Raw genomic sequence first — 26385 nt, 5'->3', positions numbered from 1 at the left:
TCAAAGAGCCTTTCTCAATTGAAAATCTGACTTTTCATTAACAGCTATTATTATTTTAATTCAATAAACACGCAGGTTCATCTTGAATGATATATTTAACGGTGGAAACACTGTTCCGCCGGGGACAGCGTTCTTTTACTGCAAGGGTGGGGGCCTATGAGCAAGGATGTTTTTGTCGGACGCCGGGTATTGATTAAAAACTTCAGGGACAGCCTCGTAGCAACCGCCCTTGAGACAAAGGCGAAGCCCAAAAAGCAGAAAGACGGTCCTCCGGCATATCCCCAGCTGTTTCTTTTATACGGTGAGCCGGGAATGGGCAGGAGCGCCATGATGAGGCAATGCAGTGCCATTGCCGAAGGCGTGAGCGCCGAGACCAAGAAATCTATCAAGACCATTGCCGTCGATTTTAACGACCCCCTGTTCACCCGCAACATTCTGCCGTTCACCCCGAGAATGGTGATTCATCACCTGCATGCCGTGCTCACGGATCCGGGGCTCGGACTCGAAGAGACATTTTCGGAATACAGCCAGATGGAGGCCCGGCTCGACCAGGTGATCGCCCGGGTGAGCGCGCTGCGGCGGGACGAATGGCGCCGCACCCCGCAGGGCGACGGAGAATTTGACTTATCGGAAGAGCCGGCTCAGAAGGCGGCTTCGCAGACTACCGATGCCGTGAATGGCGCACCCCCCCACGCGCGCATGGCACGGCAGGAGGCTGAGGCCGCCTTTCTGCGCTGGCTCAAGGACGAAAAAAAGCTGCCCGGCGAGGATTGCGACCTGTTCGAAAACGCGGATGGCCGGCTGACCAGTACCCTTGTCAACGGCATCGTGGCGCTTTCCGTGGAAAATCCCGTGGCCCTTCTGCTTGACAATGTCGAACGTGTGAGCAATCCCATGATCGAGTTCTGGCTCAGAAACGTTTTTCTTGGAAAACTGTTCGAACAGAAAAGCAGGGTTGTCGCGGTGGTGAGCAGCCGCGACAAGATGCTCAGGCAGTACCGCAACGAGTTTCCCGAGGAGCTGCTTTGCGCCGTTTCATTTGATGATCTGCCGTTTTCCTACCGGGATATCGACGAGTGCGGCCAGGCCCTGGGCGTTACGCTGGACGGCGACGCCGCCGTCAGAATCGAAGAGGCGACCGCCGGCGTGCCCATCGTGGTGCGCGATGTGTTTGCCAGCGCAATCGGCGGCGCCGTTCCGGCCGATGTTCTCGACGGGGTGCGCAAGGCGCACACCGTGCTCGACAAGACCGCCACCATCGTGACACGGTTCCTTTCCACGTGCGATGACGAACGAACCCTCACCCGCATCATCAATCTGGCCATGCTTCCGCACCACGACCGCAAGGCGCTTGCGGCGCTCTGGGGCGTGCCGGCCGCCGAGGCCGAGGGCTGGGTAGCGGAGATGGCGCAGCGTTATCCGTTCTTGAGCGGCGGCAGGATGCACGACGGCGTGCTTGAGCTGTTCCGCAGGTACCTCGTCAAGGAGTCGGCCGCGGCAATGGCGCCGCACGCCGGCATCATCAAGGAATTCGGGGCCGCGGCGTTCGCGCAGTACAACGAGCAGGTGTGCCAGCTCCAGACCGCGGTCCAGGCAATTGACAAAAGGTATATCGACGACCGGTTCGAGACCACCCTGCTCGGGTGCATCCAGAGCCTTTTATGGTACGACCGGGACGAAGTGGCGCGCGTCATTCCCGGCCATTTCTGCGAATGCCTGCTGTACAACCACGTGCTTGCCGGTATGATCCTCGCCGCGCTCGAAGAATTCATTCCCGTGCTGCCGTCCGCCATGGCCTCGCTCTGCGGCGTGCTTGCCTCCGGCCTTCATGCCGTGGAAGGGCTGCCCCTGTGGAGCGGCGAAAAACCGTCGGCCGCCGAAAATGCGCTCACCGCCGCGCTCGCCGACGCCGGAAAGGCGCTTTCCACGTCGCAACAGGCCGTGGTGCACCTTCGCCTCGCCAGCAGCGCTTTCCGCCGGGCGGAATTCGACAAGGCATTCGGCGAGCTTGAAAAATGCGAGCCGCATGTTGACGAATCGGAAATGTTCAGGGACATGGTGGTGGAGGGATTTTTCGGCGTGGGCGCCGCGTTTGTTTCGGCCCGGCAGTATGAGACCGCGATAAAGGCCTTCGGCAGGGCCGCCGAAATCAGGCCCGACCGTTATGACGCCTGGTACAGCCTGGGCTGCTCGTATGCCGCGCTCAAGCGGCATGTCCAGGCGGAGGATTCGCTGGCAAAGGCCGCGGCCTGCAAACCGGACAGCTTTGAAACCTGGCACGGCCTCGCCTTTGAGCAATACGAACAGAAAAAATTCAAGGAAGCTGCCGGGTCATTTGCAAAGGCCGCGGCCCTTAGGGCAGACAGCGCAGAGGTGTGGCATATGCTTGGACTTTCGCAGGCTGCGCTGGACGACCACAGCGCCGCGATAGAATCGTACCGCAAAGCCATCGCCTGCGCGTCAGGCGACGATGCTTGCTGGCACGACCTGGCGCTTTCGCAGGCGGCACTCGGCCAGGCCGCGGCGGCGGTCGTGTCATGCAGAAAAGTGCTCGAGCTTTCTCCGGCGCATCAGAAGGCCGCGGAACTGCTCGGCCAGCAGCTGTATGCGCAGAAGCTGTACCGCGAGGCCGCGCAGGCCTTTGAGACCGCGGCGCGGCTCAACCCGCAGGATGAAAAGGTGTGGTACGGCCTCGGCTGCGCCCAACTCGACGCGGGTGACGCCGGGAAAGCGGTCGATTCGTTTACAAAAGCAACAGACATTAAAAAAGACTTCCCCGACGCTTTCAACAAGGCGGGCCTCGCCAATGCCGCGATGAAGAATTTTGACGCGGCGGTCGCCGCATATAAAAAGGCGGTCAAGGCCATGGCGGGACATTTTGAGGCGCACAACAACCTCGGCGATGCCTACCGGGAGCTGAAAAAGCCCGAAGACGCACTCAAGGCGTACACGAAATCGTCCGAGTCCAATCCAGGGTTCGGGCCGGCATGGTACAACATGGGGCTCACGCTTCATGCGCTGGGACGGTTCGAGGAAGCGCTCCCGCCCTATGCAAAAGCCGAGGAATTGCTGCGGGGACAGCCGGGCGTCAGCCTCAACAAAGGGCTCGCGTTCTACGCGCTTAAGAAGTTCGACGAGGCCGCCAGGTGCTTTACAAAAGCTACCGAGCTTTCGCAGGATTCTTACGAGGCGTGGTTCAACCTGGGACGCGTTCTGGCCGATACCGCGAAGCACGAGGAGGCGGTCGCGGCGCTTTCCCAGGCCTGCGCCCTTCGCGCGGAAAAAGAGGAGGCATGGCTCGCCTTGGGCATTTCGTACGCTGCACTCGAGCAGCACGACGAGGCAGTGACGGCTTTCAAAAAAGCCGCGGCCATAAATCCCGGTGCGGCGGGCACGTGGCACCTCATGGGCGTTTCAAACCAGGCGGTGCATTGTTTTTCGGAGGCGGTGGACGCGTACCGCGAGGCGGTGAAGGCCGATCCCGGCAAGCAGGAATCGTGGCAGAACGCGGGCCTGTGCAGCTATTACCAGAAAAAATACGACGAGGCGATAGAATTTCTTTCCAAGGCCAGGGAACTTTCTCCGAACAGCAAGGATACCCTCTATACGCTGGGGCTTTGCCATCACGCAAAAGGCAAGTTCGCCGAGGCGGTCGCCTTGTACCGCAAGGTGCTCGACCTCGCACCCGATATGGCAAATGCCCGCACCAACCTGGCGCTGTCGCTCCATGCGGCCGGCGATTACGTCGAGGCCGTAAAGGTGTATAAAACAATCGTCGACAAACAGCCGGGCAACAGCGACGCCTGGTTCAACATGGGAATCGCGAGCGAGGCGCAGGGAAACAACGACGGGGCGATCGCCGCCTTTGCAAAGGCGGCGGAGCTCGCGCCCGACAAGCTCGCCGCCTGGAGCAACAAGGGACGCATTCAATTCTCGCTCGAACGCTATGCCGACGCCATCGCGTCGTTCACGAAAGTAGTGGAGCGGTCCGCCGCCGACGCGGACGCGTGGGGCTCCATCGCGCTTGCGTCGTATTACACCGGCCGCTACGATGGGGCGGTTGCCGCGTACAAAAAAGTGAACGAGCTGAAGCCCGGCGACGCCATGACGTGGGGCAGCCTCGGCCTCACCTATTACACGATGGGGGATTACGCGAAGGCGATCGAGGCGAGCGAAAAGGCCCTGGCGATAAAACCCGACGAGCTATGGATACAGGTGAACCTCGCGCTGGCCGCGGTCATGGCGCTCAACATGGACAAGGCAAAGGCGGCCTTTGAGAAAATCATAGAGCTGGCCAAAGCGCCCGGCGACCTTATGCACGCTATTGCGAGCCTGAAGGAGCTCGTGGCGAGGAACCCCAACCTGGGGCCGGCGCGGGAGATTCTTGTCAAACTGGAAGATGCCTGGAGGAAGCTGAAGAAATAGGCATTCAGGAATTCATGATAAAGGCAATTTTTTGGGACAATGACGGCGTTCTGGTCGACACGGAACGCCTTTATTTTCTCGCCACGAAAAAAATCCTTTCCAAAGAGGGAATTCACCTTTCGAAAGAGCAATATCATGATCTGCTGCTCGTCCAATCAAAGGGCGCGTTTGTCCTTGCCGGGCAAAAAGGGTTTTCGCAGGCGGACATTGAGACGCTTCGAAGCCGCCGCAATGCGCTGTACAAATCATATCTCAGAAAAAAGCCACTTGTTTTAAACGGTGTTGTGGAAACGCTGGAACTGCTCTCCCCGCATTACACCATGGGAATCGTCACGACCTCAACGCGCGAGCATTTCGACATCATCCATAAAAGGGCTGGCCTGCTTGACCATTTTGATTTTGTTATCACCGTTGATGATGTGGAGAAATCCAAGCCGGATCCCGAACCCTATGAAAAAGCCGTGAGGCGGGCTGGTGTTGATAAAGAAGAATGCATCGCGGTCGAGGATTCGCAGCGCGGGCTGACGGCGGCCCTCGGTGCGGGGGTGCAGTGCATTATTGTTCCGAATGAATTGACAAGGGGAGGGGATTTTAAGGGAGCTTACCGGATTGCCAACAGCGTAAAGGAAATCCCCGGATTGATCGGCGCCGTCAAATAGATGGCTGCTTGTCCGCCCAGAACTTTTCTCTCATCACTATTCTGTCTTTCTTCAATGTCAATATGCGGTCTTTCTGCATCCGCTTCATCAGTCTCGAAAAAGTCTCCGATGTCGTCCCTATCGCCTGGGCAATGTCTTTTTTGGGGATCAGGATCCGGTACTCCTGTTTCCTTCCGTACTGCTCTTCAAGAAACCGCACGAACCGCTCCTCCACGTCACAACTGGTGAGGTAGTGGATGCGGCCAGCCAGATAGCGCTGCTTTTTCATGAGTATGGCGATGAAATCGTTGCGGAAGGACTGGTCGGAGAGCAGGATGGAGAATTGACGTTTCGGAATAAGGTACACGAGACTCTTCTTGACCGCTGCAGCGCTGGCCGGATATTCGTCCTCCTCGAACAGGATGACTTCGGCGAAAATTTCGCCCGGCCTGATGATCTTGATGACCGATTCCCTGCCGCCGGGACCGGACTTGAACACCCGGATGTTGCCGGTGGAAAGGAGGTACATGTTGTGGCCGGTGTCGCCCTCGGAAAAAAGCGTCTCGTTTTTCTGCAGCGTTTTGGGAATGCAGACCGCCGCAAGGGTCTCCTTGCTTTTTTTGGAGATGCCCTTGAAAAAATCTGAATAATCAAGGAGAAGGGAAATGTCCATAATGCCGCAGCGCCCGTTTTATGATGATAAAATAGCATCTGCGTTTGATGTATTTTATTTCTATTCGGTAACCATACGGTCAGCAAGGAAACAATAATGAAACCGTCCTCGGTTCTCGATCTCATCGGCAACACACCGCTGGTCACGCTCAAGGGCGAACGCGTCGTTGCAAAGGCGGAATTTTTAAATCCCGGCGGCAGCATCAAGGACAGGATAGCGCTCGCCATGATCGAAACCGCAGAACGGGACGGATCGCTCGGGCAAGGAACCAAAATCGTCGAGCCGACGTCCGGCAACACCGGCATCGGCATTGTCATGGTCGGGGTCGCAAAGGGATATGAGGTCTACATTTTCATGCCCGAAGGCATGAGTCAGGAGCGCAAGAACATCATCCGCGTGCTTGGCGGCAATCTTGTGCTCACGCCGGACAGCCAAGGGGTCGCCGGCGCGGTGCGCGCGGCCGAAGTGTTTGCAAAGGAGAACAAGGCCTTTGTGCCCAACCAGTTCAAGAACCCGGCGAATCCCAGGGTGCATTACGAAACCACGGCGCCCGAGCTCTGGCGGCAGTGCGAAGGGAACATCGACGCATTTGTGTCGGGGATCGGCAGCGGCGGCACGCTGCAGGGCGTGGGCGCGTTTCTCAAAGAGAAAAACAAGAAAATTATTCTGGTCGCGGTGGAGCCGGCCAACAAGTCCGCGCTCCTCGGCCACGAACCGGGCCTGCACGCCATCCAGGGCATTGGTGACGGCTTCATCCCGGACGTGCTCGACGTCTCCCTTGTTGACAGAATAGTTGAGGTCACCGACGATGACGCCATCAATACCACCCGAGAACTGGCGAAATCAAACTCCTTGCTTGTTGGAACATCCTCGGGCGCAAACGTCTGGGCAGCGCGAAAAATTGCCAAGGAGAATCCAGGCATAATTGTGGCCACGGTCCTGCCCGACAGGGCTGAGAGGTATTTCAGCACCGGGCTTCTTTAGTATTCTCACATTACCATCTTTTTTTTTGAGGCGAAGAAACCTCATTTCTTGCATTTCTCGATAATTCCTTGATAATCGGCAAAATCCCCAATCTTTTTAGAAAAATGCTTTCTGTAATGGGTGCTTTGACCTCATTATTAGTTTTATAAAATTGTTCGGTTGAAAATTGTTTAATTATATATAATAATGATATAGAATTCATAATAAAGAGGAAAAATCAAAGCGCATAAGAATTGCTCCATTAATATTGAATGTTTTTCTGTATTTAAAAGCCAAAAAATTTTTCATGCAAATTTCTGGCGGCAATTAGTGGAACGATCATTGATTAAAATGTCGGAAATGTTGTCGATTTCCGCTTATTTTTAATTGGCTACCAATACATGTTTTGATTATATTATCAAAATAGGGTGACCGCTTCAAATCCGAGAAATTGTAAGCACGCGGTTCCTTATGCGATAAAATTGCGAAAGGAGAGTGCGAGGTGAAAAAGATCATTAAAAATGCGTCAAGATTGACGCCGGTCCTCATGGCTTTTGCGATGCTCTGCTCAAGCCCTACGGACAAAGACCTGCAATGGCGGACCAGCATCGATCTGCCAGTCACGGCCAACAAGAAATTCATACTTGGCGCTTTGATGGACACACTTTTCTTCAACAAGATCCAGGCGTTAAGAACGACTACTTACGATACGACATGGGACACCACTAAAACGCCAAAGACGGTCAAAAGTATAACGACGGTTTACGACACCTCCATGGTTATTTTAAAGGCTTATCCGTTATATGATTCCGCGGCCAAAAAGACAATACCTGATACCGTTGCATTCGGCATCCCGACAAAAGATACGGCGCAATACAAGATCAGTGAGGACAGTCTTGCGGACAAATATTTTACCGACGTATTTGGTCCCTTGCCTTTGTCAGGGGCGCCCAACGACACTCTCACTGTTCCACTTACAGGCAATTATACAGCCAACACCCCGATGTCCTCAGGCGCGTTACCGGTAACGCTCACCTACGTGATTCATATTGTTCTCATGGACACTCCGCAAACAGCCAATGTCACGATTGTCAACAACTCGGCGGCGGCGTTTAGCACTGTTTCAATAAGTGCCGGCAATCTAGGCACCTCTGCGACAAACAATCTGGCGGCACACTCAATCGGCGTTGTGCAATTCGACGCGCGCGCCAAAGTGCTGGACAATGTGATGACGGTATCCATCACCGTCACTCCTGCCGCAAACGGTACCTTTGCCGCAGGAGACAACCTCCAGGCGATTTTTTCTCTCAACGGGCTTGTAGCAACCAAGGTAGTCGCACTCGATTATGTGTTCTCTAATTTTCAGCGTACCTTTACAAATGATTATAAGCTTACCGACACGGTGAGTGTTGACTATATCGATATTGCAAAAGGATTTTTTAATTATTTAGTCACGAACAATACCGACCTTGAGCTGAACATGTTGGTGAATCATAGAAACCTATGGATGTCAGATTATTGCATACGTCACGTACCGCCCCTTACTTCGATAAGTACCCTTGTAGGCCTCACCGATCAAGATTCTCTAAATTATTATGAGGGAGAGGTCACGCCCACGATAGTTGTGATTAAACCCGGACAGACCGCCAAGGTTTCCTCCAAGGAAAACCTGTCGGGTTTCCGGATGTTTCCGGAATGGGAATGGAACACTCATGACCTCGACAGTGAATCGGTAACGAAAGTCGACTATGTAATTACCATAGGACAGCACGGGGACACGGTAACGATAAATGCGGGCGACTCTCTCAACTTCATCATCCGTACGACCTCGTTCAAGTTCGACAAGATGTTCGGCATCTCAAGGATCGCATACCGCAGGACGGCCGATGCTAAAAACATTCCCGTTAACCTTCCTTGGAGCAAATCGGTCACTGATTCGTTGCGCAATAATTTTGTTTTGCAGAAGGTTTTTGCAAACATGGCCATGAACGTAAACATTCCGGCCGGCGCGTTTATTGACACCATGCGTGTTCTTTATACCATTTCCAGCGTTACCGACACCACCGTCAATGTCCCGGACTCGGAGGTATTTACTCATGTATCGAAAGATTCTGTTTACAGAAGGTCCATTGACATTACCAAAGTGGTCAACAACTATCCGGATTCGGTGAGGATAAAGGCCTCAACCGTCGTTCCCACCAACACGACCCTCTTGGCGGTGAACGATCTGACCAACCCACTCGATACGGATTATATAAGATATGTGGGGCGCATGATCGTTCAGGCTTTGGCAAATTATTCTTTGGTGGCTCCTCTGTGCTGGAAAGTGGTTGACACCACGGTCATGGATCTGGGCGGCATAAAGGTCGCATTGGGTGACTCTAACAATGCCCTACTGGTCATGCTGAGAAGGCTGCGCGACCGTCATGACGCCTTTAATGTAAAAGTTACTAACTTCACTAATTTGGACCTTAAGCTATATTCACTTGTTGCCACCGACCCTGTTAATGTCCATGGGCTCGTTGACACTGCCGATAAAGCCAATTACATATCCACTAACACTCTTTCGAATTACATTAATAGTCCACCCTCGGGTTTTTTCAATTTGCTGGGCAACACCGGCCTATTGATTCCGCAGAGAGACTCGAATACTACGGTGAATAATTCAGTGGTCGTGAATGACGCGGATCTTGACAAATTGTTAAGGGCTGATACGATAGGATTACGGTGGGAGGTACGTTTTCTCCCGAAAAAGAACGCTAATGGCGTGATTGATACAAGCGCAACGGCCTTTGACGCGCTCCTCAACACCGATTGGATCAAGTTGAATTCATGGTTCCATATCGACGGCATCAACAGCCTGGATTCACTGTTTAAAAAGTAATAAACGCTCAACCGATATACGCCCGAGTGAAATTGATTAATAGGAGGGATGAGGGTGATGAACACCGTACAAAAACTCGCAGTCGCCGTGTTGTTCGCCGTGCCCATAACCGTTTTCGCGGCCGTTGACGATAATCCCATCAGCGCCGGTACCAGCACCGGCAGGAACGTGACCGGCAGCGCCCCTGAGGCGGTCTTTCAGAACCCGGCGCTTCTCGGAACCGACCGTGTGCCGTGGGGCGGCCTGCTTCTGCTGCCGATCACCGATTACGGCATGGGGTATTGGAGCGACAAGCTCGCGCTTTCTCCATTCTCCTTTCTCGCGAACATACCCACGGATTCGGCAAAACAGAAGGCATTTATCAAAGATGTGTTGAACAACAGCTTCGACATCAAACCGGGCGATTCGGCGGACCTGGTTTCCAAGAAAATTTCGGACAAACTCAAGGGCGGTACCTCGATCTACAGCGGCTTTCGCACTTCGTTGCTGTCGTTCGCTTACAGGCGTTTAGCGTTTGACGTCACCACGCATTTTGACGAGGAATTGCGCATACCCGAAGCGCCGTTCGATCTGCTGTTTTCCCCCAAGGGAAGCAGCGTCGGCCTGCAGCGCGGCAACACGCTTGATTTCAGTTCGTTCAACCAGCAAGGCATCTGGGCAACCGATTTCACGCTTCAGTTGGGTCTGCCCCTCACCATTCCGGCGCTGCAAAAATTCTTCCATATGCGGTACGCCGCGGGCGGCGTGGGCGTTAAATACGTGATGGGACACAGCATGCTTGAGGCCTCGTCCACTCCCGGCTCACACATCACCTACGACTCCGTTCAAAACGTGATCAAAATGGACGGGCATTTTAACGTGCAGACCGCGGGGCTCGGGTTACACGGCCCGTGGATGATGGACAACAAGAATCCGTTCCTTGACAAAGACAACAACTTCAGTTTTCCCATCAACGGCCACGGCATCGGCGTGGACGCCGGCGGCATTCTCTACGACGACGACGCGGCACTTTCGATCAACATCGAGAACCTGGGCGTGCTCTTCTGGACCAACAACGTGAAGTCTGTCACCTACGACGTCAAGAAAGACAACCTCGACCTGTACAGTCTCATCAGCGGCATCAACGCGCACAATAAAAACGCCGACAGCGCGATTTACACCCTGTTCGGCAACCGGCAGGCCGGCGAGACATTCCCGACCTCGCGCGACACGCTCAACAACGCGGCAAGCGCCGTGACCACGTGGCTGCCCCTCTCGCTCAACATCGGGTACGCGAGGATCTTTGATTTCACCAAGGCAACCAACAAGAGCCTTTACATTCTTGCCGACTATGCCAATGTGGCCGTCAACTACGAGCAGCAGCTTACCCCCGGCCCCGGGCGGTCCTACCTACCGCGCCTCTCGCTGGGATCCGAGTTTGCCTTCCTGCACAACTTTTTGCCTTTACGCATGGGATTTGTGGCCGGCGGCCCGGAGCAGTGGGCGTCGGCGCTCGGCATGGGTCTCAATTTCCGTTATTTCTCGATACAGGGCGCCTACAAGGCCATCGGCAACTGGTGGTTCACGCCGTCGCGCGGATTCGAAGTGGCCGCCGGCCTCAACATCAACTGGGGCGTGAAGAAGAAGGTCAAAAAGGTGAGCCACTGCCCGTTTGAGCCCGACTCGACGTTCAAAGGCACGCTTGGACCGGACGGCTGCCCGGATCCGGACCAGGACAAAGACAGCATATGCGATCCATGGGTGCACGAGCTTGGCAAGGACTCGCTCTACGCCAAGGTGTGCCACGGAGTTGACAAATGCCCGACCAAGCCCGAGGATTACGACGGCTTTGAAGACGAAGACGGATGTCCGGATTTTGACAACGACAAGGACGGCATCCCGGATTCGCTTGACAAGTGCCCGAACGCGCCAGAGGATTTTGACGGGTTCCAGGACAAGGACGGGTGCCCGGACTACGACAACGACCAGGACGGCGTTCCGGATTCGCTTGATAAATGCCCGAACGAGCCCGAGGATATAGACGGCTTCGAGGACAAGGACGGCTGTCCGGATTACGATAACGACAAGGACGGCATCCCGGACACGCTTGACAAATGCCCGAATGAGCCCGAAACCTACAACGGCTACAAGGACGACGACGGGTGTCCCGACACGGTGCCTAAGCCGACGGCCAAGGAAGAGAAGGCGCTTAATAAGGCGCTGCGGGCGATCAACTTCAAGACCGCGAGCGCGGAGCTCACCACCGACTCCTACACCGCGCTCATGTCTATCGCGAACTTCCTTAAGCAGTACCCGTTCCTGCGGTACGAGGTACAGGGTCACACCGACAGCAGGGGCAACCAGGATTACAACCTCCTGCTCTCTGCCGCACGCGCGGCATCGGTGCGCGGCTACCTGGTGACGCAGCAGGGCATTCCGGATTCCTCGCTCATCGCCATCGGCTACGGCAAGACGCGGCCGATCGCCACGAACGCCACGGCCCAAGGCCGCGCGCTCAACCGCCGCGTGGAATTCAAGGTGATTGACACCAAGGAAGACTACCAGAGGCTCAAGCTGCTCGAGGCGGACTTCCATGAACGTGTCAAGGCCGCGCAGATCAAGGGAGCCAAGTACTGATTCTAATTTGTCAGGAGGGAAGGGGAAGAAGCGGCACGCTTCTTCCCCTTTTTATTTGCATCTGGGATCAATGCATTTTTAAGGGGCTTGTCGCAAAGTATTTTGTGTGGGTATCATAAAGGCGTACGGAGGCGAGTATGAACCTTAGTCTGATGGCAAAAACGTTTATTGGAGTGGCGCTTATTTCCATTGCGGCAATTGCAGATAATTACGGCGACCCTGTAGTAATTGACCCGAGCATCCAAAATTTCAAAGGGATTTTTTCGCAGAAACTCGCCAAGAAGTACGTTATAGGCGTTGTGACGGACAAAAGACTAAACATCGGGTCAGACACGGTGGGCGCCACGAGGACCGGCAGGTTCGTCACCTCTCCGCTGGTATGCAAACCCCTGCCGAGTGCGGTCCTGCTCAATTCGCTTGCCGGCATGCTTCGCGAGCTCGGCGCGCTTGCCGAGGACAAAGGATCGGCGGACTTCCAAATAGACGCGGAACTGCTCTCCTACACCATCGAGGAAACGAACAAGGTGTTCTCCCAGCAGATCAAGGCCGCGGTGAAGTTCAGGGTAAAGGTGTTCGCCGCCTCGACGGGCTCCCTGATAAACCAGTTCGTCATCACCGCGGAAGACGGCCGCAGCGCAATTGACACCACGCCGTTTGCGGCAAAGGTTGCGAGGAACGCGATGGTGTCCGGCCTTCAGAATCTTCTCGAGAGCCTTGCAGCGATTCAGTAGAAACAACACGCCCGGGAATCAACAGCATGAATATTTTTAAAGAATACCGGACGCACCTGCTGCAGAAAAAGCCGCAATCCCCCTCGGTTCAGTATTTCTGGCTCGCGGCTTCCGCCGTGATCGCTATTGCGGCGGTATGCACGCTGAACAGCGCCAACGTGCTGCGGTCAGTCCTCATGATCGCGATCTGCGTCAGCCTGGCGGCCGACGCCGTCACCAACCTTGCCTATTATAAAAACAGGGAATTGTTCGAAAAACTGGTCAATGTCAAGATCGCGGCGAACATCATCTGCCTGCTTTTCATCATCGCGTTTCTGGTTCTCTCCGCAAAATTCCGTCTTGGATGATGACCCGTTGCCAGTCTCTATATTGTCAAGAGCCAATGACGGGATCTCCCGGAAATAAAGCAAGAACATCGGGCGAATTTATCTGATCACCTTCCGGTGGCTGCAGAGCATGCCGTAGGCATCGGTGCAGCAGGTGCATTGCGGCGGGACGTGCGCTTTTTTATGCAAAGCGCGAAACGATGAAAATTCCTTTCCGAACCAGATATTTTTCATGTCGCCGGTGAGAATGTTGCCGAACATGACGGGGTCGGGGTGGTTTTCCTTGTCAAACAGGTAAAATGAGGTTCTTACCGAGAGGTAATCGCAGGGGCACACATTCCCTTTAATGTCGATGAACAGGCCGAGGCATTGCTCGCATCCCAGCGGCTCAGGCCTCATGCGCGGAAGATGCAGTTCCTGTCCGTTTCTCCCGGCCTTGTGTATTGCCGCATCGAGCACGGCCTCAGCTTCGGGATTGCCGTTATTTCCGTACAGGGCGGCGCCCGAAAAGTCCTTTGAAAAACACAGCAGGTTGGTGACAAATATTGTTTTGATTCCGAGGGAATCGACGAAATCGAGGTAATCCGGAAATTCGTTTATGTTGCCGCGATGCATCACGAAAACGGTCTTTATCTCGCTCGCGGGAAGCCCGGCCCTGAGGTCCCTGATCGCCTGAACCGTGCGCTCGAACGACGATCCCGTCTTGAACGCCTCCACCGTCTCTTTTCTCATTCCGTCAAGAGACACCGCCACCTCGGGAACCGGGAATTTCGACAGCAGCGAGACGGTGTCGTCGCGGAAGCTGTTGCCGTTGGTGTAAATGGGGAAGGTGATGGCCGGGTTGAGCGAAAGCGTGAACTCCATCATGCGAAACAGGTCTTTGTGCAACAGCGCCTCGAAACCGGAGAAAAGAAACGTTTCGGCGCGCCTGATAAAGGGGAGGATCTTTTTGGCCCGTACGGCGAATTCTTCAAAGTCAATTGCGCCGCGCGGCCCGTCCGGAATGCCCGCGCCGAACTGGCTCAGGAAGCAATGCCGGCACTTGAGGTTGCATCCGGACATGGTCTGAAGCACGATGGACGACGGGTAGCCGAGCACTTTATAATTGATGAATCGGGAGAGTCTATCCTTCACGGCCACGGCCCTTTTACGGAAAGTTGTTATCCGACAACACAAGAAATATAGTTGATGATAACCGATTCGCGAACCATGACTCGATGGTAGCCGAACGCTATAAGGATCAATAAGGTATTTTTTCGCTGAAAACTATTTTCCTTTTTGAACACTTGACCCAGCATAATCGCTCATTTATCTTCATCATAAAGTTTTGGTTTGTCAGCAGCAACAATAAGGGAGAATTATGGAAACGGCGGTAAATAGCAGATTGTTATTAATCTGGACCGGCATCATCATGCTTACCGCGTTTATAGGGTATTTAGACTACATCACCGGTTACGAGTTCTATTTCTTCGTATTTTATTTTATCCCCATAAGCATTGCGGCGTGGTACGTGGGACCAGCATCCTCGGTTGTCGCCTCATTTCTCTCGGCCTTGACCTGGTTCGCCGCTGACTATTACACGGGCCATACGTATTCCCATCATTTGCTGGCCGTCTGGAACACCCTGATACTCCTGACGTCATTTGTCATCATGGGTTGGACCTTGGCACGGCTGCGGGAACTCTACGGCAGGGAACACAGGGGAAGGCAAGAGCTTGAACGGGCGATGTCAGAGGTAAAAGTCCTTGAAGGCATACTTCCCATCTGCGCGAGCTGTAAAAAGATACGAAACGACAAAGGAGAGTGGCAGAAGCTGGAGACGTACCTAGGTCAGAAAACAAACGCCGAATTCACGCACGGGTTGTGCCCGGAGTGTGCAAGAAAACTCCTGCAGGATGCCGGAATTGCACCTGACGCGGAAAAAAAAGAATGAAACGGCAAGCCGCTGCGGTTGATCGCTCGAAGGATTGCATGAAAAAATATTTTCTCACGTTCGCCGCGAGTTTATTGTGCAGCTTACAGCATGCGCCTGGGACCTGATGGGCCCGTGCCGCAAAGTCACAGGATGATATTTCCTATTTGCAAATCCATACAATCCCCGTAATCACTTCTTCACCGCAGGACAGCTTCACCAAATATCTTCCCGCAGCAAGACCGTTTACATCCACCATCAGCATGCCATCGTTGTTGTTGAAGGAAACCGCTCTCAGGTTCTTTCCGTCCATTGAAAAAAGCCGCACCGTTGCCGGAACAAAAGGGGCAATGCCGAAAACCGTTATCAGGTGTCGCGATGAATTTATTCCCGCACGCCTTTGTTGAGACGTATAGAAAGGACGTGACACCGCTGCCGCGCCGGCCTCGTCCGCGCCAATGTCAATGATGCCTTCCTGCACCCGCGGCTGGCCGTCGATGTCAAGCGTTCCTACGGTATCCGCCGAAAGCGTGGCGCCGCTGTTTCTCGCCGGAGAGGCAGACTGGAGGTGCATGTCCGCCGGCGCGTTGATGAGCAGGGGGTTGATGTACTTCGGGTGGCCGTCGGGCCACGAGCCCGGCGAGCTCGTGCCTGCGCCATAATACAGGTTGTTGTCGACCGTGATGCCGGTGTTATTGGAGCCGGAATTCGACAGGTAGGGGTTTCCCGATTTGGCGACGCAGATGTTGTTGATGATGGCGATGGCGCTGCAGTTGTACTGCAGCACGATCTCGGCGTCCCCGCCGTGATACAGGGTGTTGTTGACGATGACGATGTCCGCCGCGTTGCCCCTTGTGGCGTCGTAGCCGCCGGAAAGGATGTTTCCCTGGTACGACCGGGAAACGAAATTGCTCCGCACCGTGACGCCGCTCGTGGTCTTGCCGCCGTGCTCGCTCGCTACCTCGATGCCGATGTCGCAGCTGTCAACAACGTTCCGCTCGATGACGATGTCCTTTCCGCCGTCGACGTAGATGCCGTCGGCGCTGCGATCGCCGCCGTAGGTGGGGTTGGATGCGGAGCTGATGTGATAAACATGGTTTGCGGCGCACACGCCGCCGCGCGTTTGGTCCTGGTCTGCCGGGCCGTTGCCCTCGAACCCGATGAAGTCGATGCCGATGTTGTCGTTGTCGTGGATGACGTTGTTCGACACGGTGAACGCGGTGACGTTGCCGTTGAGCACCATGGATTCGCTCTGGCCGAGCTTGCAGTTGTAAACTTCGTTGCCGTCAAGAATGACGTTGCTGATCGGCGTCGCCGACGTCCCGTACAGGGCGATGCCGTGCGCGTTGCCGTTGTCGTTTTCTATGTTGTGCACCTTGTTGCCGCGCAGTTCGAGGTTGCTTGAGCTTCCCTGTACGCTGATGCCGATGGGCGTGCCGCTTCCCGTGAAGTTTTGTACCTCCATGCCGATCACTTTGATGTAATTCCTGCTGTCGATGGCGATGCCGGTCTCACCCTTGCCGGTCCCGTCAAGGATCGCGCCGCCGTCACCTTTGAGGGTTATGGAACCGGACGCATCGCCGCTCTTTCCAAATGACATCGCCTCGTTGTAGGTGCCCGGCCGAACAAGAACGGTGTCGCCGGGACCGGCCGCGTTCACCGCCGCCTGGATGGATGAATAGGCGCCGCCCGAAGGCGCGACGATGAGGGTGGAGGAAAATGAGTTTACGAGTGAAAGATACAGAATCATGAAAGATTGGACGGCTAACGCAGATTGTTTCATTACCTGCCCCCTAAAAAAGAAGAAAAATAACCGCCATTGTCGTTTCGGGAATCAGCCTGCCTTGCGGGACATCAAGTCATTCTGACTTGAATGCCTTTTTTCGCCAGATATTCCTTTATTTCCCGCAGCGAGTACTCGCCGTAATGCAGGATCGACGCGATGAGCGCCGCGTCGGCCTTGCCTTCTGTCAAGACACGGTACAGGTGTTCGGGAGTGCCCCCACCGCCCGAGGCGATGACCGGGACGCCCACCGCCTCGGCCATCATGCGGGTGAGCTTGATTTCGTAGCCTTCCTTGGTGCCGTCGGCGTCGATGGAGTTCACCACGAGCTCGCCCGCGCCGAGCCGCTCGCCGCGCCGTGCCCAGGCGACCGCGTCCATGCCGGTGCGCGTGCGGCCGCCGTGCGTGACGATCTCGTAGCCCGAGGGCGTTTTTTTCGAAACCGGGACGGCGAGAACGTCCATGGAAAGCACCACGCATTGCGCGCCGAACGCGGCCGAGGCCTCGGCTATGAGCTCGGGCCGCGCCACCGCGGCGGTGTTCACGTTCACCTTTTCGGCGCCGGCAAGCAGGACCTTTTTGCAGTCGTCAACCGTGCGCAGGCCGCCGCCCACCGAAAACGGGATGAAGATCTGCGCGGCCACGCTGCTCACCACGTCGAGCATGATGTCGCGCTTGTCGCTCGACGCCGTGATGTCGTAGAATACCAGTTCGTCGATGCCCGCTTCATAGTAGCGTTTCGCGGTCGTCACCGGGTCGCCGATGTCCTTGGTGTTCACGAACTTCACGCTCTTAGCGAGCTTGCCGTCGCGTACGTCAAGGCACGAGATGATGCGTTTGCTCAGCATTATTGCGGCTCCCAGGCGGCGAAGTTTTTGAGGATAGAAAGTCCCGGCGGCCCGCTTTTTTCCGGGTGGAACTGCGTGGCGAAAAGGTTGTTAACGCCGATCGCGGCCGGGAATTCTATCTCGTACTCGCACGAGGCGATGACGGCGGATTCGTTGTCCGGCCTGGGATAAAATGAGTGGACGAAGTACATCTGCGTGCCGGGCGGAACGTCCTTTAAAAGAAAATGCTTCTTTTTCATGATGAGTTTGTTCCAGCCCATGTGGGGAATTTTAAGCGAGGCGTCCTTGAGGGAAAATTTTAACACATTTCCCTTTATCAATCCGAGGCATTCGGTGTTTCCCTCCTCGGAGCGCGACAGAATGATCTGCGTGCCCAGGCAGATGCCCAGCATCGGCGTTCCCGCGCTGAATGCCTCCGCAAGCGCCTTGTCGATGCCGCGCTCGCGCAGCACCGGCACGGCGGCTGCCGCGTTTCCAACCCCCGGAAAAATGATGCGCTCGCTCTTGCGGACAACCTCGGCGTCCGGCGTGATCACGCTTTGGATGCCGAGAAAATCGAGCGCCCGCTTGACCGAGGTGAGGTTTCCCGCTTTGTAATCAATGATGGAGATCATAATGACACCGTTTAAAAATAATTTCCGGCTGCAATTCAAGTAACCAGGAGAGCTCGCCGATAAGCACTATAATGGCGTCTACTGGTCACGACACTGTGCCTCCTTTCGGGCTCGGCTATTCGCCTCGTTGGCCGGACCGCCCGCGTCTCGATACGCCGCTTAAAAGCGGCTGCTCGACGACCGGGCGATGAGGTGGCCGGCATGAGACAAATGGTATAATAAAAGCGCGCAGCGCAATTTACCTTACCTCAGGGAATGAAATGACGGTGCGCTCCAGCGAACCCTCCAGTCCTCACCGGCGCGGCACATCCTCCTCCTTCTTTTCAAACTCCACAAGCGATACTCGGTACAAGGTTATTCATCCTGGCGAGCCATTTAAGCCTCGGGACCGCGCTGATGGCGAAGAATGAAAATAAAAAATGTTTATGCACCTTCGGCTGCGGCTGGGCCGCTGGGTAAAAACAAGAATGGTAAGTTGACTTATGACAAGCGTTAGGCCGGACTGGAGGCCGCGCTGGAGCGCGGCGCTGCCCGGACCCCGGCGGTCTTCCGCGGCAAAGCCGCGGAACGCCAAGATTAATATTGTTTTGTAAAACAGAAATTAGTAAGCACGGCTCCAACAACACGAGCTTGGTATGTGGGAAATCAAGAAGACGGTTTAATGAACCTTCATCACCAGCACCGTGATGTCATCATGCTGCAGGGTCTTGCCCGCAAATTTTTTCAATGAGGAAATAATCGCCTTGCCGATCGCGTCCGCGGATTTGTTTCCGGCGTTAAGCATTATTTCCTCCATCTCCTTCATGGGATAGCGCTCGTTTTTCTCGTTGACGCTTTCCATGAGCCCGTCGGTGTACAGCACCATCACGTCGCCAGCCGCAACGGCCACCGAGGCCTGCTCGAATTCGCTGTCGGCGAACGCGCCGATGAGCGGCGCGCCCGTGGTGAGGTAGTCAACGGACCCTTTTTGAGGGCTCGCGAGCGCGGCGGGAGGATGGCCAGCGCGGGAGAACAGCAGTTCCTTTTTCTTCACGTCGAGCACGGCAAGGAAGCCCGTTGCATAGCGGCCCTCGGGCATGAACGAGCAGAGCTCGGCATTTACCTGCGAAAAGACCGCCATGGGCGAGGGGTTTTTCGGAAGGTACCGCGCAAACGACACTTTTGCCATTGCCGAAATGAGCGCGGCAGGCACGCCATGGCCGCATACGTCAAGGATAAGGAACGCGACATGGGTGTCGGAGAGATGCACCACATCGTACATGTCGCCGCCCACGAACCCGGTGGGAAGGAACACGGCCGAGCAGTCGAATCCCGGCCGCGTTTCAACGGTAGGGGGCAGCATGGATTTCTGGACGCGCCGGGCCATCTCGAGTTCCTCGTTGATGCCCGCAAGCGCTTTTTCGAGTTCAAGGCTGGTTTTGCGGAGCGAATCGCGCGACGCGCGAAGCTCCTCGAGCACCTTGGCATGCTCGATCGCGTAGCGTATGGATCGCTCGAGGGTCGCCGCGTCTATTTTCCCCTTCACCAGATAGTCGGCTGCGCCCACCTTCATCGCCTCCATGTCGATCTCACGGTCGCCGTGGCCCGTGAGCATGATCACCGGAATCCTGATGTTCTTCGCGATCACGGCGCGCAGAAGGTCGAGCCCGGTCTTGGCGCCGAGCCAGTAGTCGAACACGAACACGTCGAAATCGGGATGGTCGAGCCCTACGAGCGCCTTTTCGAAGGTGTTGAACCAGGTGATCTTGAACGAGAACGAGGTGATCTCGCGGAGAAGGTCGCTCGTGATGATGTAGTAATCCTCGTCGTCGTCGACAAGGCAGACTCGCACGATGGGGCGCTTTTCCATGGGTCAGGCCTGGGGTGGAAGTTCAACGATCTCGAACCAGTACTTCGTGAGCGTTTTCATGATGTCAACGAGCCCCGCGAACGAGACGGGCTTGACAATGAACGAATTGACGCCGAGGTCGTAGCTGCGCAAAATGTCTTCTTCTGCCTTGGACGTGGTGAGCACCACGATGGGAATGGAGCGAAGCAGAGGGTCTGCCTTTATCTCCTTGAGCGCCTGGCGGCCGTCTTTTTTCGGCATGTTGAGGTCGAGCAGGATGAGCCCGGGCCTCGGCGACGCGGCAGGGTCGGCGTATTTTCCCCTCCGGTGCAGGTAGTCCATCAGCTCCTCGCCGTTTTCAACGGTATGGAAAAAATTGATGAGCTTCACCTCGGTGAACGCCTCTTTCGCCATGAGACGGTCGTCTTCGTCGTCGTCGGCCATGAGGATGACGACGGAACTTTTTTTATCCTGCATGAATTACCCCTTCATGATTTAATCCTCAACCAACCTGTATTGACAATACATAAAAGATAGGTGACGCATTGCGTGATTACAGCGGATCATGCCGCCTGCTGAACCGGTATCAACGCCGTAAACGTCGCGCCCTTTCCCAGTTCCGCCTTTGCGGTGATGGTCCCGCCGTGGCGCTCAACGATTTTGCGGCACACCGAAAGGCCTATGCCCGAGCCTTCGTAGCCGCTCGAGCGGCCGTGGAGCCGCGTGAACACGCCGAAAATCTGTTCCGCGTACTGCTGCTCAAACCCGATTCCGTTGTCGCTCACGGTGACGGTACATTGCCTGCCCTCAATCGCCGCGCGCACCTTGATCTCGGGTGCAACGCCCGGCGCGTGGTATTTGAGCGCGTTGCCGATGAGGTTCTGGAACAGCTGGCGCATTTGTAAAGGGTCTGCCGCGATCACGGCGTTCACGACGCACTCGATCTTTGCGCCGGTGTCCTTGATCTTTGTTTCGAGGTCAACGAGCACCTCGCTTGCGATCACCGAAAGGTCGACCTGGGAGAAGGGCTGGGCCTTGGTGGTGACCCGCGAATAGGTGAGCAGGCCGTCGATGAGGCTCTGCATGCGCACGGCCGCGTTCTGCATGCGGGCGAGGTAATCCTGGGCCTGTTCGTCCAGCGCGCTCTTGTATTTGTCGGCGAGCCGCGACCCGAACGCGGTGATTTTACGGAGCGGCTCCTGCAGGTCGTGCGAGGCGATATAGGCGAACTGCTGGAGCTCGTTGTTCGAGCGCGAAAGCTGCTGCTCCGCGATTTTCCTGGCGTTGAGCTCTTTCTTAAGGAGCCGGTTGAGCTCTTCCATGCGGCCGATGGCGATCCCGATAAGGGAGAAAATGAAAATCGACAATGACCCGATGGCCATCTCCACGAGCGAGTCCATGCCGAAGGTAAAATATTTAAGCAGGCAGAAGCCGATGATGACGATGACGCCGGATCCGCCCGCCCACAGAGGACCCAGAAACCATCCGGAAAAGAGAATGGGAACAACGGCAAAGGTAATGGTGGTGTCCTCGCGCAGCAGCTGCAGAAGAACCATCTGCACGGGAAGGTACGCGCCCATGATGGCGCAAAAGACAATGTAAGGTTTTGCCTTTCTGCCAAATAGCAACCGAAACCAGGTGGTGGGGGTATTTGATTTCATAAAATTGCAAAAACAGGGTTTTGGACGTAAAAGCCGCGTCTTGGTATATTATAACAAGTCGCGGGCCGTTTTTCAAAAGACTTGTTAAAAAATTAAAAGCTTTTCATGTTGATAAAATATTACATTGTGTATGCAAAAGAATCAATTGATAATAGGTAACTTTATCATGAAAACATCCCTACCCATTGTACTTCGGGCCGGTGACCTTTTTTGCACGTATTGTGATGGGTCAATCCGTAACGTGATGGCAGGCGATATCGAGGTCGTTCGGCGGATTTATGCTGCCGTGCGCGATAAATACTGGAACACCATAACGCCTGAAATAAAAAATGTCTCTGTTGAAAAAAAGGCGCGATCATTTAGGATTGAATTTGATTGCCGTCACTCGAGGAATGAAATCCGTTTTGGTTGGCATGGAACTATTGAAGGATCAGATGATAATACGATTTCATTCTCCATGCAGGGAATAGCGGGTCCTGCATTTGATTATAACCGGATTGGGATGTGTGTGTTGCATCCGTTAAAGGAATGCGCCGGGAAAAAGGTTATGGTTGAAACCATAAGCGGGTCAAAGGAGATATCACGATTTCCTGCCTTGGTGGAACCGCGGCAGCCGTTTAAGGATATCCGCGCGCTCCGTCAGCGGTTCGGTCATGGAATTTCAGGTGAACTGCGGTTTTTCGGGAATGTTTTTGAGACGGAAGACCAAAGGAATTGGACCGACGCTTCGTTCAAAACTTATTGCCCTCCGCTGCTCGACAATATACCGTTCAGGATGAAAAAAGGGGAAAAGGTGTCGCAGGGAGTTTTATTGCGGGTGAAGACGCAGGGGCAAACCAAGAATAAAAGTTCTACAACAAAATTTATTCATGTTGATTTTTCAATAAAAAAAGCGTTTATTGTTCCGGAAATTGGAACAGCCATTCCCGACCAAATAAGGCTTTATGACAAAAGGGAATTGCAATTACTGCAAGCGTGCCGTTTTTCACATCTCCGTGTGAATGTGCCGGTTGATGATAAAAAACTTCCCGAAATCATGAAAACAGCGGCAGCATATTCAAAAGCATTGAGCATGCCTTTGGAACTGGCTTTGTATTTCAGGAAAGAAAAACTCCTGTTTAACCAGGACGTCAAACGCTTGGAAAAAGTCTTTGGAGATCAAGGATCGCGCGTAAAACGGTTTCTTGTGTTCCGGAAAGGGGAGAAGGTCACCTCCCATGAGACGATTCGCGCCGTAATTGACATGCTGAGAAAATGCGCACCGAAAGCGGCGGTAATTACCGGCGCAGACCGGTATTTCGTCGAAATCAACAGAAACCGTCCCCACCTGGAGAACTGCGATGGCGTTTGCTATTCGGCAAATCCCCAGGTTCACGCCTTTGATGATTCCTCAGTTATTGACAATCTGGAAGGGCAGCCGCATACGGTGCGTGCGGCGAAAAACCTGTTTCCGGGCAAAGACATTTTTTTGACCCCAATCACGCTGCGCCCGCGCCCCGTTCCCGAATCGCCGCAAAAAGACCATGGCCCCGATGCGCGCCAGAAAACCCTTTTTGGGGCAGCATGGACGCTGGGAAGCATCATCAGGCTGGCGGAGGCGGGCGTTTCGGGCGTTACCTATTTCGAAACAACGGGCGATTGCGGCATCATGGAAAAAAACGGGGCGCGAGTATTCCCCGTGTATCAGGTGTTTGCTGACATTGGGGAATTTGCCGGCGGCAATGTAAGGGTGTTTCAGGATGAAAACAGGAGGACCGTCGAAGCATGCATTCTGGAAACAAAAAACAGGAAGCGTTGCTTGATTGCAAATATGACTCAGGAAAAAAGGGATGTGTTGATACATGATCCGCCGGATACCGTGTCGGTAAAATATCTGGATAGAAAAACGGTTTCTAAAGCGTGTCTGGATTCAGATCAGTTCAGGAAAAATCCAGGAAGAAAATTATTCTCATTGCATGGAAGGCTCCGCATTTCACTCGGCCCGTATGCGATTGCCCGCATTGATTTCGCATAAATCCATCCCAAAACAATTTACTTTTCGCAATAAAATTCCCGTCACTGCGTAGTCTTGTCTCAAAGTTTCTATCACGCTTTACATCCTGTTATTTTGGGTTTAGGGAGATTCTAAGAATCCAAGAATATGGCGACATCTGTCACTCCCGCGAAAGCGGGAGTCCATCGTCTCTTATGGTATTTCCATCTTGGATTCCCGCTTCCGCGGGAATGACGGCAGCGCATGCCGCTAATTAGGGAATCACTTAGGATGCTCCGTTCATGAAAAATCTTTGCCGCCTTGCGTTCGCGCTTGTCATTGCAGAGACGCCATTTGCCGCTCCGGATACAACGCATTCCAATCCGGTGGACACGCTCACCGTTACTGGCAGAAAAAGCCCGACGCAGGAGCGCCTGGTGGTCGAGCAGGAAGAAAAGCAGACAGGGCTCACCGACGACGTGAACAAACTGCTCGTGCTCAAGCCGGGCATCATCGGCGTGCCTGAAGCGGGGTCGTCGCTGCTCGTTCACGGCGAAAGCCCGTTCGACAACATGTTCCAGACGTATTCGGTGCCGACGTTCGCGCCCTCGCATTTCTCCAACAACACCTTCTGCGACCACAGCGCCACCATGATCTCCACGGTGAAAACGGTGCGCCTCGTCACCGACCAGCTTGCGGGACGGTATGCCGGCGCGTCGGCCTCGGTGATCGCCACGGATCCCGGCATCAGCAGGCCGGCAAACGCGATGCTTATTCCACGACCCGAGCTTTCCATCGGCATCGGAGCGCTGTGCCAGGACATTTCACTGTCGCTTCCCGCAAGAAAAGGCGCCGACCTGTACCAGCTGTCGGTCACCAACACCGACTCGTATAAAATCAGCTGGCTGGGCCTCCAGTCCAGAAGCTCGGAACAGGCGGCCCTGGGATACGGGATGCCCTCCACGTTCGGCGACGGCGTGTTTACCGCTACGCATTCCCTGAACAGGGAGCTTTTCAGGGAATACCTGCTATTCGCATGGGACAATTACCAGCCGTCAATCCATGGGCCGGCCATGACCGTGCCCTGGGGCATCGGCGCGGTCTCGTTCGAGGACACGCTTCGCGACGGCGTATTCAAGATCACGGCAGGCGGCTCGCGCCAGCAGTATTACGAGGGGAAAAAATACGTTTACATTATTCCACTCGACCATGTCGAGCGCACCAACGCTACCCTGAAGGCAGAACTTTGCCGCGTGCAGGAAGGCTCGTCGCTGTACGACGTTTCGGTCCAAACCGAGCGCTTGGAATGGAATGGACAGCAGACCATTCTGCCCAATGCGCGCCAGACCCAGCGGGAATTGGACAGCCTCGGTCTTGCAAAACAGGAATCCGTTCATGAGACCGAGGTGCAGGTCCATGCTGGCGGCCAGCGCAGCACGGGCAGGCTGGCTATGGGCGCAAACATTCTCGTTGGCGGCATTGCGCCATGGTACCGGTTGTACGCGGACCCGGGCCTGTGGCTGAAGCTCCAGTATGAAAAATGGTCAACCGGCATATCTGCCGGCATCACCACGACCCGTCCCGACATCCGCGGCCTGCCGGTGTACGAATACCGCGGCTCGTTGGAAAAAACGTATTCCGTTTCGGTAAACGGCCAGACCGCCCCCGCCCGGTGGCTCGACCTGTCGCTTGACGCATATGTCAAGTGGAAGGACCGCTGCCCGGCGCGCTCGCTCACGCCCGGCAACCTGGTGTGGGACCCGTCGCTCGAAAGCCCGCTGCTCATCGGCGGCGCCGCGCCGTCGGTCATCCTGTCGCTCCTCGAGCACTGGCAGCTCACCACCATGCTCGACCTCAACGAGGCGACCCGCACCTACAAGTCCGGCAGCGTGCCCTACGAATGGAACGTCCCCTTTTCCGGGAAATCAATCCTGCGGTACAGGGCCCTTTCCGGCCGGATGCAGTTTTTCCTGATCGGGTTCTATTCCACGGGGCTGCCGTACCGGGAGATTTACATTTCAGACTCGGGCCCGGCCTATGCCGCGTCGTTTTCACGCGTGCCGGACTACAAACGGGTCGATTTTAAAATACAGTTTTACCAGCCCATCGAAAGGCTCCGCTTTCTCACGCGGTTCGACGGCTATGTGGAGGTGTGCAACGTGTTCGACTGGCCGAATATCAGGGAATATTACTATGACTTCGACATGGCGAAGCTGCCGGTGTTTCTGGAACGGTTCGGGATTAATATGGGGATGAGGCTGGGGTTTAGGATGTAATAATAAATATTTTTTCTTCTTTAATGATTTATAGTTTTGATTTTAATCTCTTGGGTATAATTCCTCGAAGCTCTGCTTCGACTTTTGTATTTTCTTATGCATGAGCGAATATATACATAAGAGTCATAATGTCTCGGTTTTGCTTTATCACTTTGTCTGTCCAGCAAAATACAGAAAAGTTGTTTTTAGCAAAGAGGTTGATAATGAGATCAGAAATATTTGCCTTGAGATCGGA

At 54.8% G+C, this 26385-nt stretch carries 19 protein-coding genes; 11 read left to right on the top strand and 8 right to left on the bottom strand.

What is annotated here, in order from left to right; all coding sequences use genetic code 11:
• The first annotated feature begins 156 nt into the window (after positions 1-156).
• Both VLX68_00610 and VLX68_00605 read left to right on the top strand, forming a co-directional pair.
• Positions 157-4425 carry a tetratricopeptide repeat protein gene (locus VLX68_00610; GenBank protein HUI90723.1) on the top strand — a complete coding sequence of 1423 codons (4269 nt, stop codon included), beginning with the start codon at positions 157-159 and terminating at the stop codon, positions 4423-4425.
• Positions 4426-4439: 14 nt separating this feature from the next.
• Positions 4440-5084: an HAD family phosphatase gene (locus VLX68_00605; GenBank protein ID HUI90722.1), complete on the top strand. Its 645-nt coding sequence runs from the start codon at positions 4440-4442 to the stop codon at positions 5082-5084.
• Here the strand turns inward: VLX68_00605 and VLX68_00600 are convergent.
• Entirely contained in the window at positions 5077-5736 is a 660-nt protein-coding gene (locus VLX68_00600) for a Crp/Fnr family transcriptional regulator (protein HUI90721.1), read from the bottom strand. The two genes, VLX68_00605 and VLX68_00600, sit on opposite strands and share 8 nt — an antisense overlap.
• Before the next feature lie 96 nt (positions 5737-5832).
• On the opposite strand from VLX68_00600, the gene cysK reads away from it, so the two are divergent.
• The 5 genes from cysK (at position 5833) to VLX68_00575 (ending at position 13277) form a co-directional block, all read left to right on the top strand.
• Complete coding sequence (gene cysK, locus VLX68_00595) at positions 5833-6720, top strand: cysteine synthase A (protein HUI90720.1); 888 nt, start codon at positions 5833-5835, stop codon at positions 6718-6720.
• A gap of 481 nt (positions 6721-7201) precedes the next feature.
• Positions 7202-9583, top strand: coding sequence for a hypothetical protein (locus VLX68_00590; protein HUI90719.1), 2382 nt, complete (start codon positions 7202-7204; stop codon positions 9581-9583).
• 57 nt (positions 9584-9640) lie between these two features.
• A complete protein-coding gene (locus VLX68_00585) occupies positions 9641-12199 on the top strand; it encodes an OmpA family protein (protein ID HUI90718.1) in 2559 nt (852 codons plus the stop codon).
• Between the two features lie 137 nt (positions 12200-12336).
• The gene (locus VLX68_00580; protein ID HUI90717.1) at positions 12337-12930 is read left to right on the top strand and encodes a hypothetical protein; all 594 of its coding nucleotides are present in this window, start codon (positions 12337-12339) and stop codon (positions 12928-12930) included.
• Positions 12931-12956: 26 nt separating this feature from the next.
• Positions 12957-13277 carry a hypothetical protein gene (locus VLX68_00575; GenBank protein ID HUI90716.1) on the top strand — a complete coding sequence of 107 codons (321 nt, stop codon included), beginning with the start codon at positions 12957-12959 and terminating at the stop codon, positions 13275-13277.
• Positions 13278-13355: 78 nt separating this feature from the next.
• On the opposite strand, the gene VLX68_00570 is transcribed toward VLX68_00575, so the two are convergent.
• Positions 13356-14390, bottom strand: coding sequence for a radical SAM protein (locus VLX68_00570; protein ID HUI90715.1), 1035 nt, complete (start codon positions 14388-14390; stop codon positions 13356-13358).
• 226 nt (positions 14391-14616) lie between these two features.
• Here VLX68_00570 and VLX68_00565 point away from each other — a divergent pair, with 226 nt between their 5' ends.
• Entirely contained in the window at positions 14617-15189 is a 573-nt protein-coding gene (locus VLX68_00565; protein ID HUI90714.1) for a hypothetical protein, read from the top strand.
• A gap of 142 nt (positions 15190-15331) precedes the next feature.
• Here VLX68_00565 and VLX68_00560 read toward each other — a convergent pair whose 3' ends face one another.
• From VLX68_00560 to VLX68_00535, 6 genes are all read right to left on the bottom strand, one after another.
• Entirely contained in the window at positions 15332-16951 is a 1620-nt protein-coding gene (locus tag VLX68_00560; protein ID HUI90713.1) for a right-handed parallel beta-helix repeat-containing protein, read from the bottom strand.
• A 71-nt stretch (positions 16952-17022) separates the two neighbouring features.
• The gene (gene hisF, locus VLX68_00555) at positions 17023-17799 is read right to left on the bottom strand and encodes an imidazole glycerol phosphate synthase subunit HisF (protein ID HUI90712.1); all 777 of its coding nucleotides are present in this window, start codon (positions 17797-17799) and stop codon (positions 17023-17025) included.
• On the bottom strand, positions 17799-18413 hold the full coding sequence (gene hisH / locus VLX68_00550) for an imidazole glycerol phosphate synthase subunit HisH (protein HUI90711.1): 615 nt from the start codon (positions 18411-18413) through the stop codon (positions 17799-17801). Before hisH ends, hisF begins: the two co-directional genes overlap by 1 nt.
• Before the next feature lie 658 nt (positions 18414-19071).
• Positions 19072-20262 (bottom strand): SpoIIE family protein phosphatase, encoded by a 1191-nt coding sequence (locus VLX68_00545; protein ID HUI90710.1) that lies wholly within the window; start codon positions 20260-20262, stop codon positions 19072-19074.
• Between the two features lie 3 nt (positions 20263-20265).
• Complete coding sequence (locus tag VLX68_00540; GenBank protein ID HUI90709.1) at positions 20266-20718, bottom strand: response regulator; 453 nt, start codon at positions 20716-20718, stop codon at positions 20266-20268.
• A gap of 86 nt (positions 20719-20804) precedes the next feature.
• Complete coding sequence (locus VLX68_00535; protein ID HUI90708.1) at positions 20805-21902, bottom strand: ATP-binding protein; 1098 nt, start codon at positions 21900-21902, stop codon at positions 20805-20807.
• 166 nt (positions 21903-22068) lie between these two features.
• On the opposite strand from VLX68_00535, the gene VLX68_00530 reads away from it, so the two are divergent.
• From VLX68_00530 to VLX68_00520, 3 genes are all read left to right on the top strand, one after another.
• Positions 22069-23916 (top strand): hypothetical protein, encoded by a 1848-nt coding sequence (locus VLX68_00530; protein HUI90707.1) that lies wholly within the window; start codon positions 22069-22071, stop codon positions 23914-23916.
• Positions 23917-24176: 260 nt separating this feature from the next.
• Positions 24177-26150, top strand: a complete 1974-nt coding sequence (locus tag VLX68_00525; protein HUI90706.1) for a hypothetical protein — start codon at positions 24177-24179, stop codon at positions 26148-26150.
• Positions 26151-26250: 100 nt separating this feature from the next.
• Positions 26251-26385, top strand: a 135-nt coding sequence (locus tag VLX68_00520; GenBank protein HUI90705.1) for a transposase, incomplete at its 3' end; no start/stop codon positions are given.

This window comes from Chitinivibrionales bacterium, assembly GCA_035516255.1.
In the GTDB taxonomy this organism is placed as follows: domain Bacteria; phylum Fibrobacterota; class Chitinivibrionia; order Chitinivibrionales; family FEN-1185; genus FEN-1185.
The sequence above is the reverse complement of the archived record's forward strand: the minus strand, read 5'-3'. Positions and strand labels throughout refer to the sequence as shown.

Coding starts and splice junctions, on each gene's coding strand:
- VLX68_00530 (HUI90707.1), top strand. CDS start 22,069: ATGAAAACATCCCTACCCATTGTACTTCGGGCCGGTGACCTTTTTTGC.
- hisF (HUI90712.1), bottom strand. CDS start 17,799: ATGCTGAGCAAACGCATCATCTCGTGCCTTGACGTACGCGACGGCAAG.
- VLX68_00605 (HUI90722.1), top strand. CDS start 4,440: ATGATAAAGGCAATTTTTTGGGACAATGACGGCGTTCTGGTCGACACG.
- VLX68_00585 (HUI90718.1), top strand. CDS start 9,641: ATGAACACCGTACAAAAACTCGCAGTCGCCGTGTTGTTCGCCGTGCCC.
- cysK (HUI90720.1), top strand. CDS start 5,833: ATGAAACCGTCCTCGGTTCTCGATCTCATCGGCAACACACCGCTGGTC.
- VLX68_00535 (HUI90708.1), bottom strand. CDS start 21,902: ATGAAATCAAATACCCCCACCACCTGGTTTCGGTTGCTATTTGGCAGA.
- VLX68_00540 (HUI90709.1), bottom strand. CDS start 20,718: ATGCAGGATAAAAAAAGTTCCGTCGTCATCCTCATGGCCGACGACGAC.
- VLX68_00610 (HUI90723.1), top strand. CDS start 157: ATGAGCAAGGATGTTTTTGTCGGACGCCGGGTATTGATTAAAAACTTC.
- VLX68_00600 (HUI90721.1), bottom strand. CDS start 5,736: ATGGACATTTCCCTTCTCCTTGATTATTCAGATTTTTTCAAGGGCATC.
- VLX68_00525 (HUI90706.1), top strand. CDS start 24,177: ATGAAAAATCTTTGCCGCCTTGCGTTCGCGCTTGTCATTGCAGAGACG.
- VLX68_00565 (HUI90714.1), top strand. CDS start 14,617: ATGGAAACGGCGGTAAATAGCAGATTGTTATTAATCTGGACCGGCATC.
- VLX68_00545 (HUI90710.1), bottom strand. CDS start 20,262: ATGGAAAAGCGCCCCATCGTGCGAGTCTGCCTTGTCGACGACGACGAG.
- VLX68_00580 (HUI90717.1), top strand. CDS start 12,337: ATGAACCTTAGTCTGATGGCAAAAACGTTTATTGGAGTGGCGCTTATT.
- VLX68_00575 (HUI90716.1), top strand. CDS start 12,957: ATGAATATTTTTAAAGAATACCGGACGCACCTGCTGCAGAAAAAGCCG.
- VLX68_00560 (HUI90713.1), bottom strand. CDS start 16,951: ATGAAACAATCTGCGTTAGCCGTCCAATCTTTCATGATTCTGTATCTT.
- hisH (HUI90711.1), bottom strand. CDS start 18,413: ATGATCTCCATCATTGATTACAAAGCGGGAAACCTCACCTCGGTCAAG.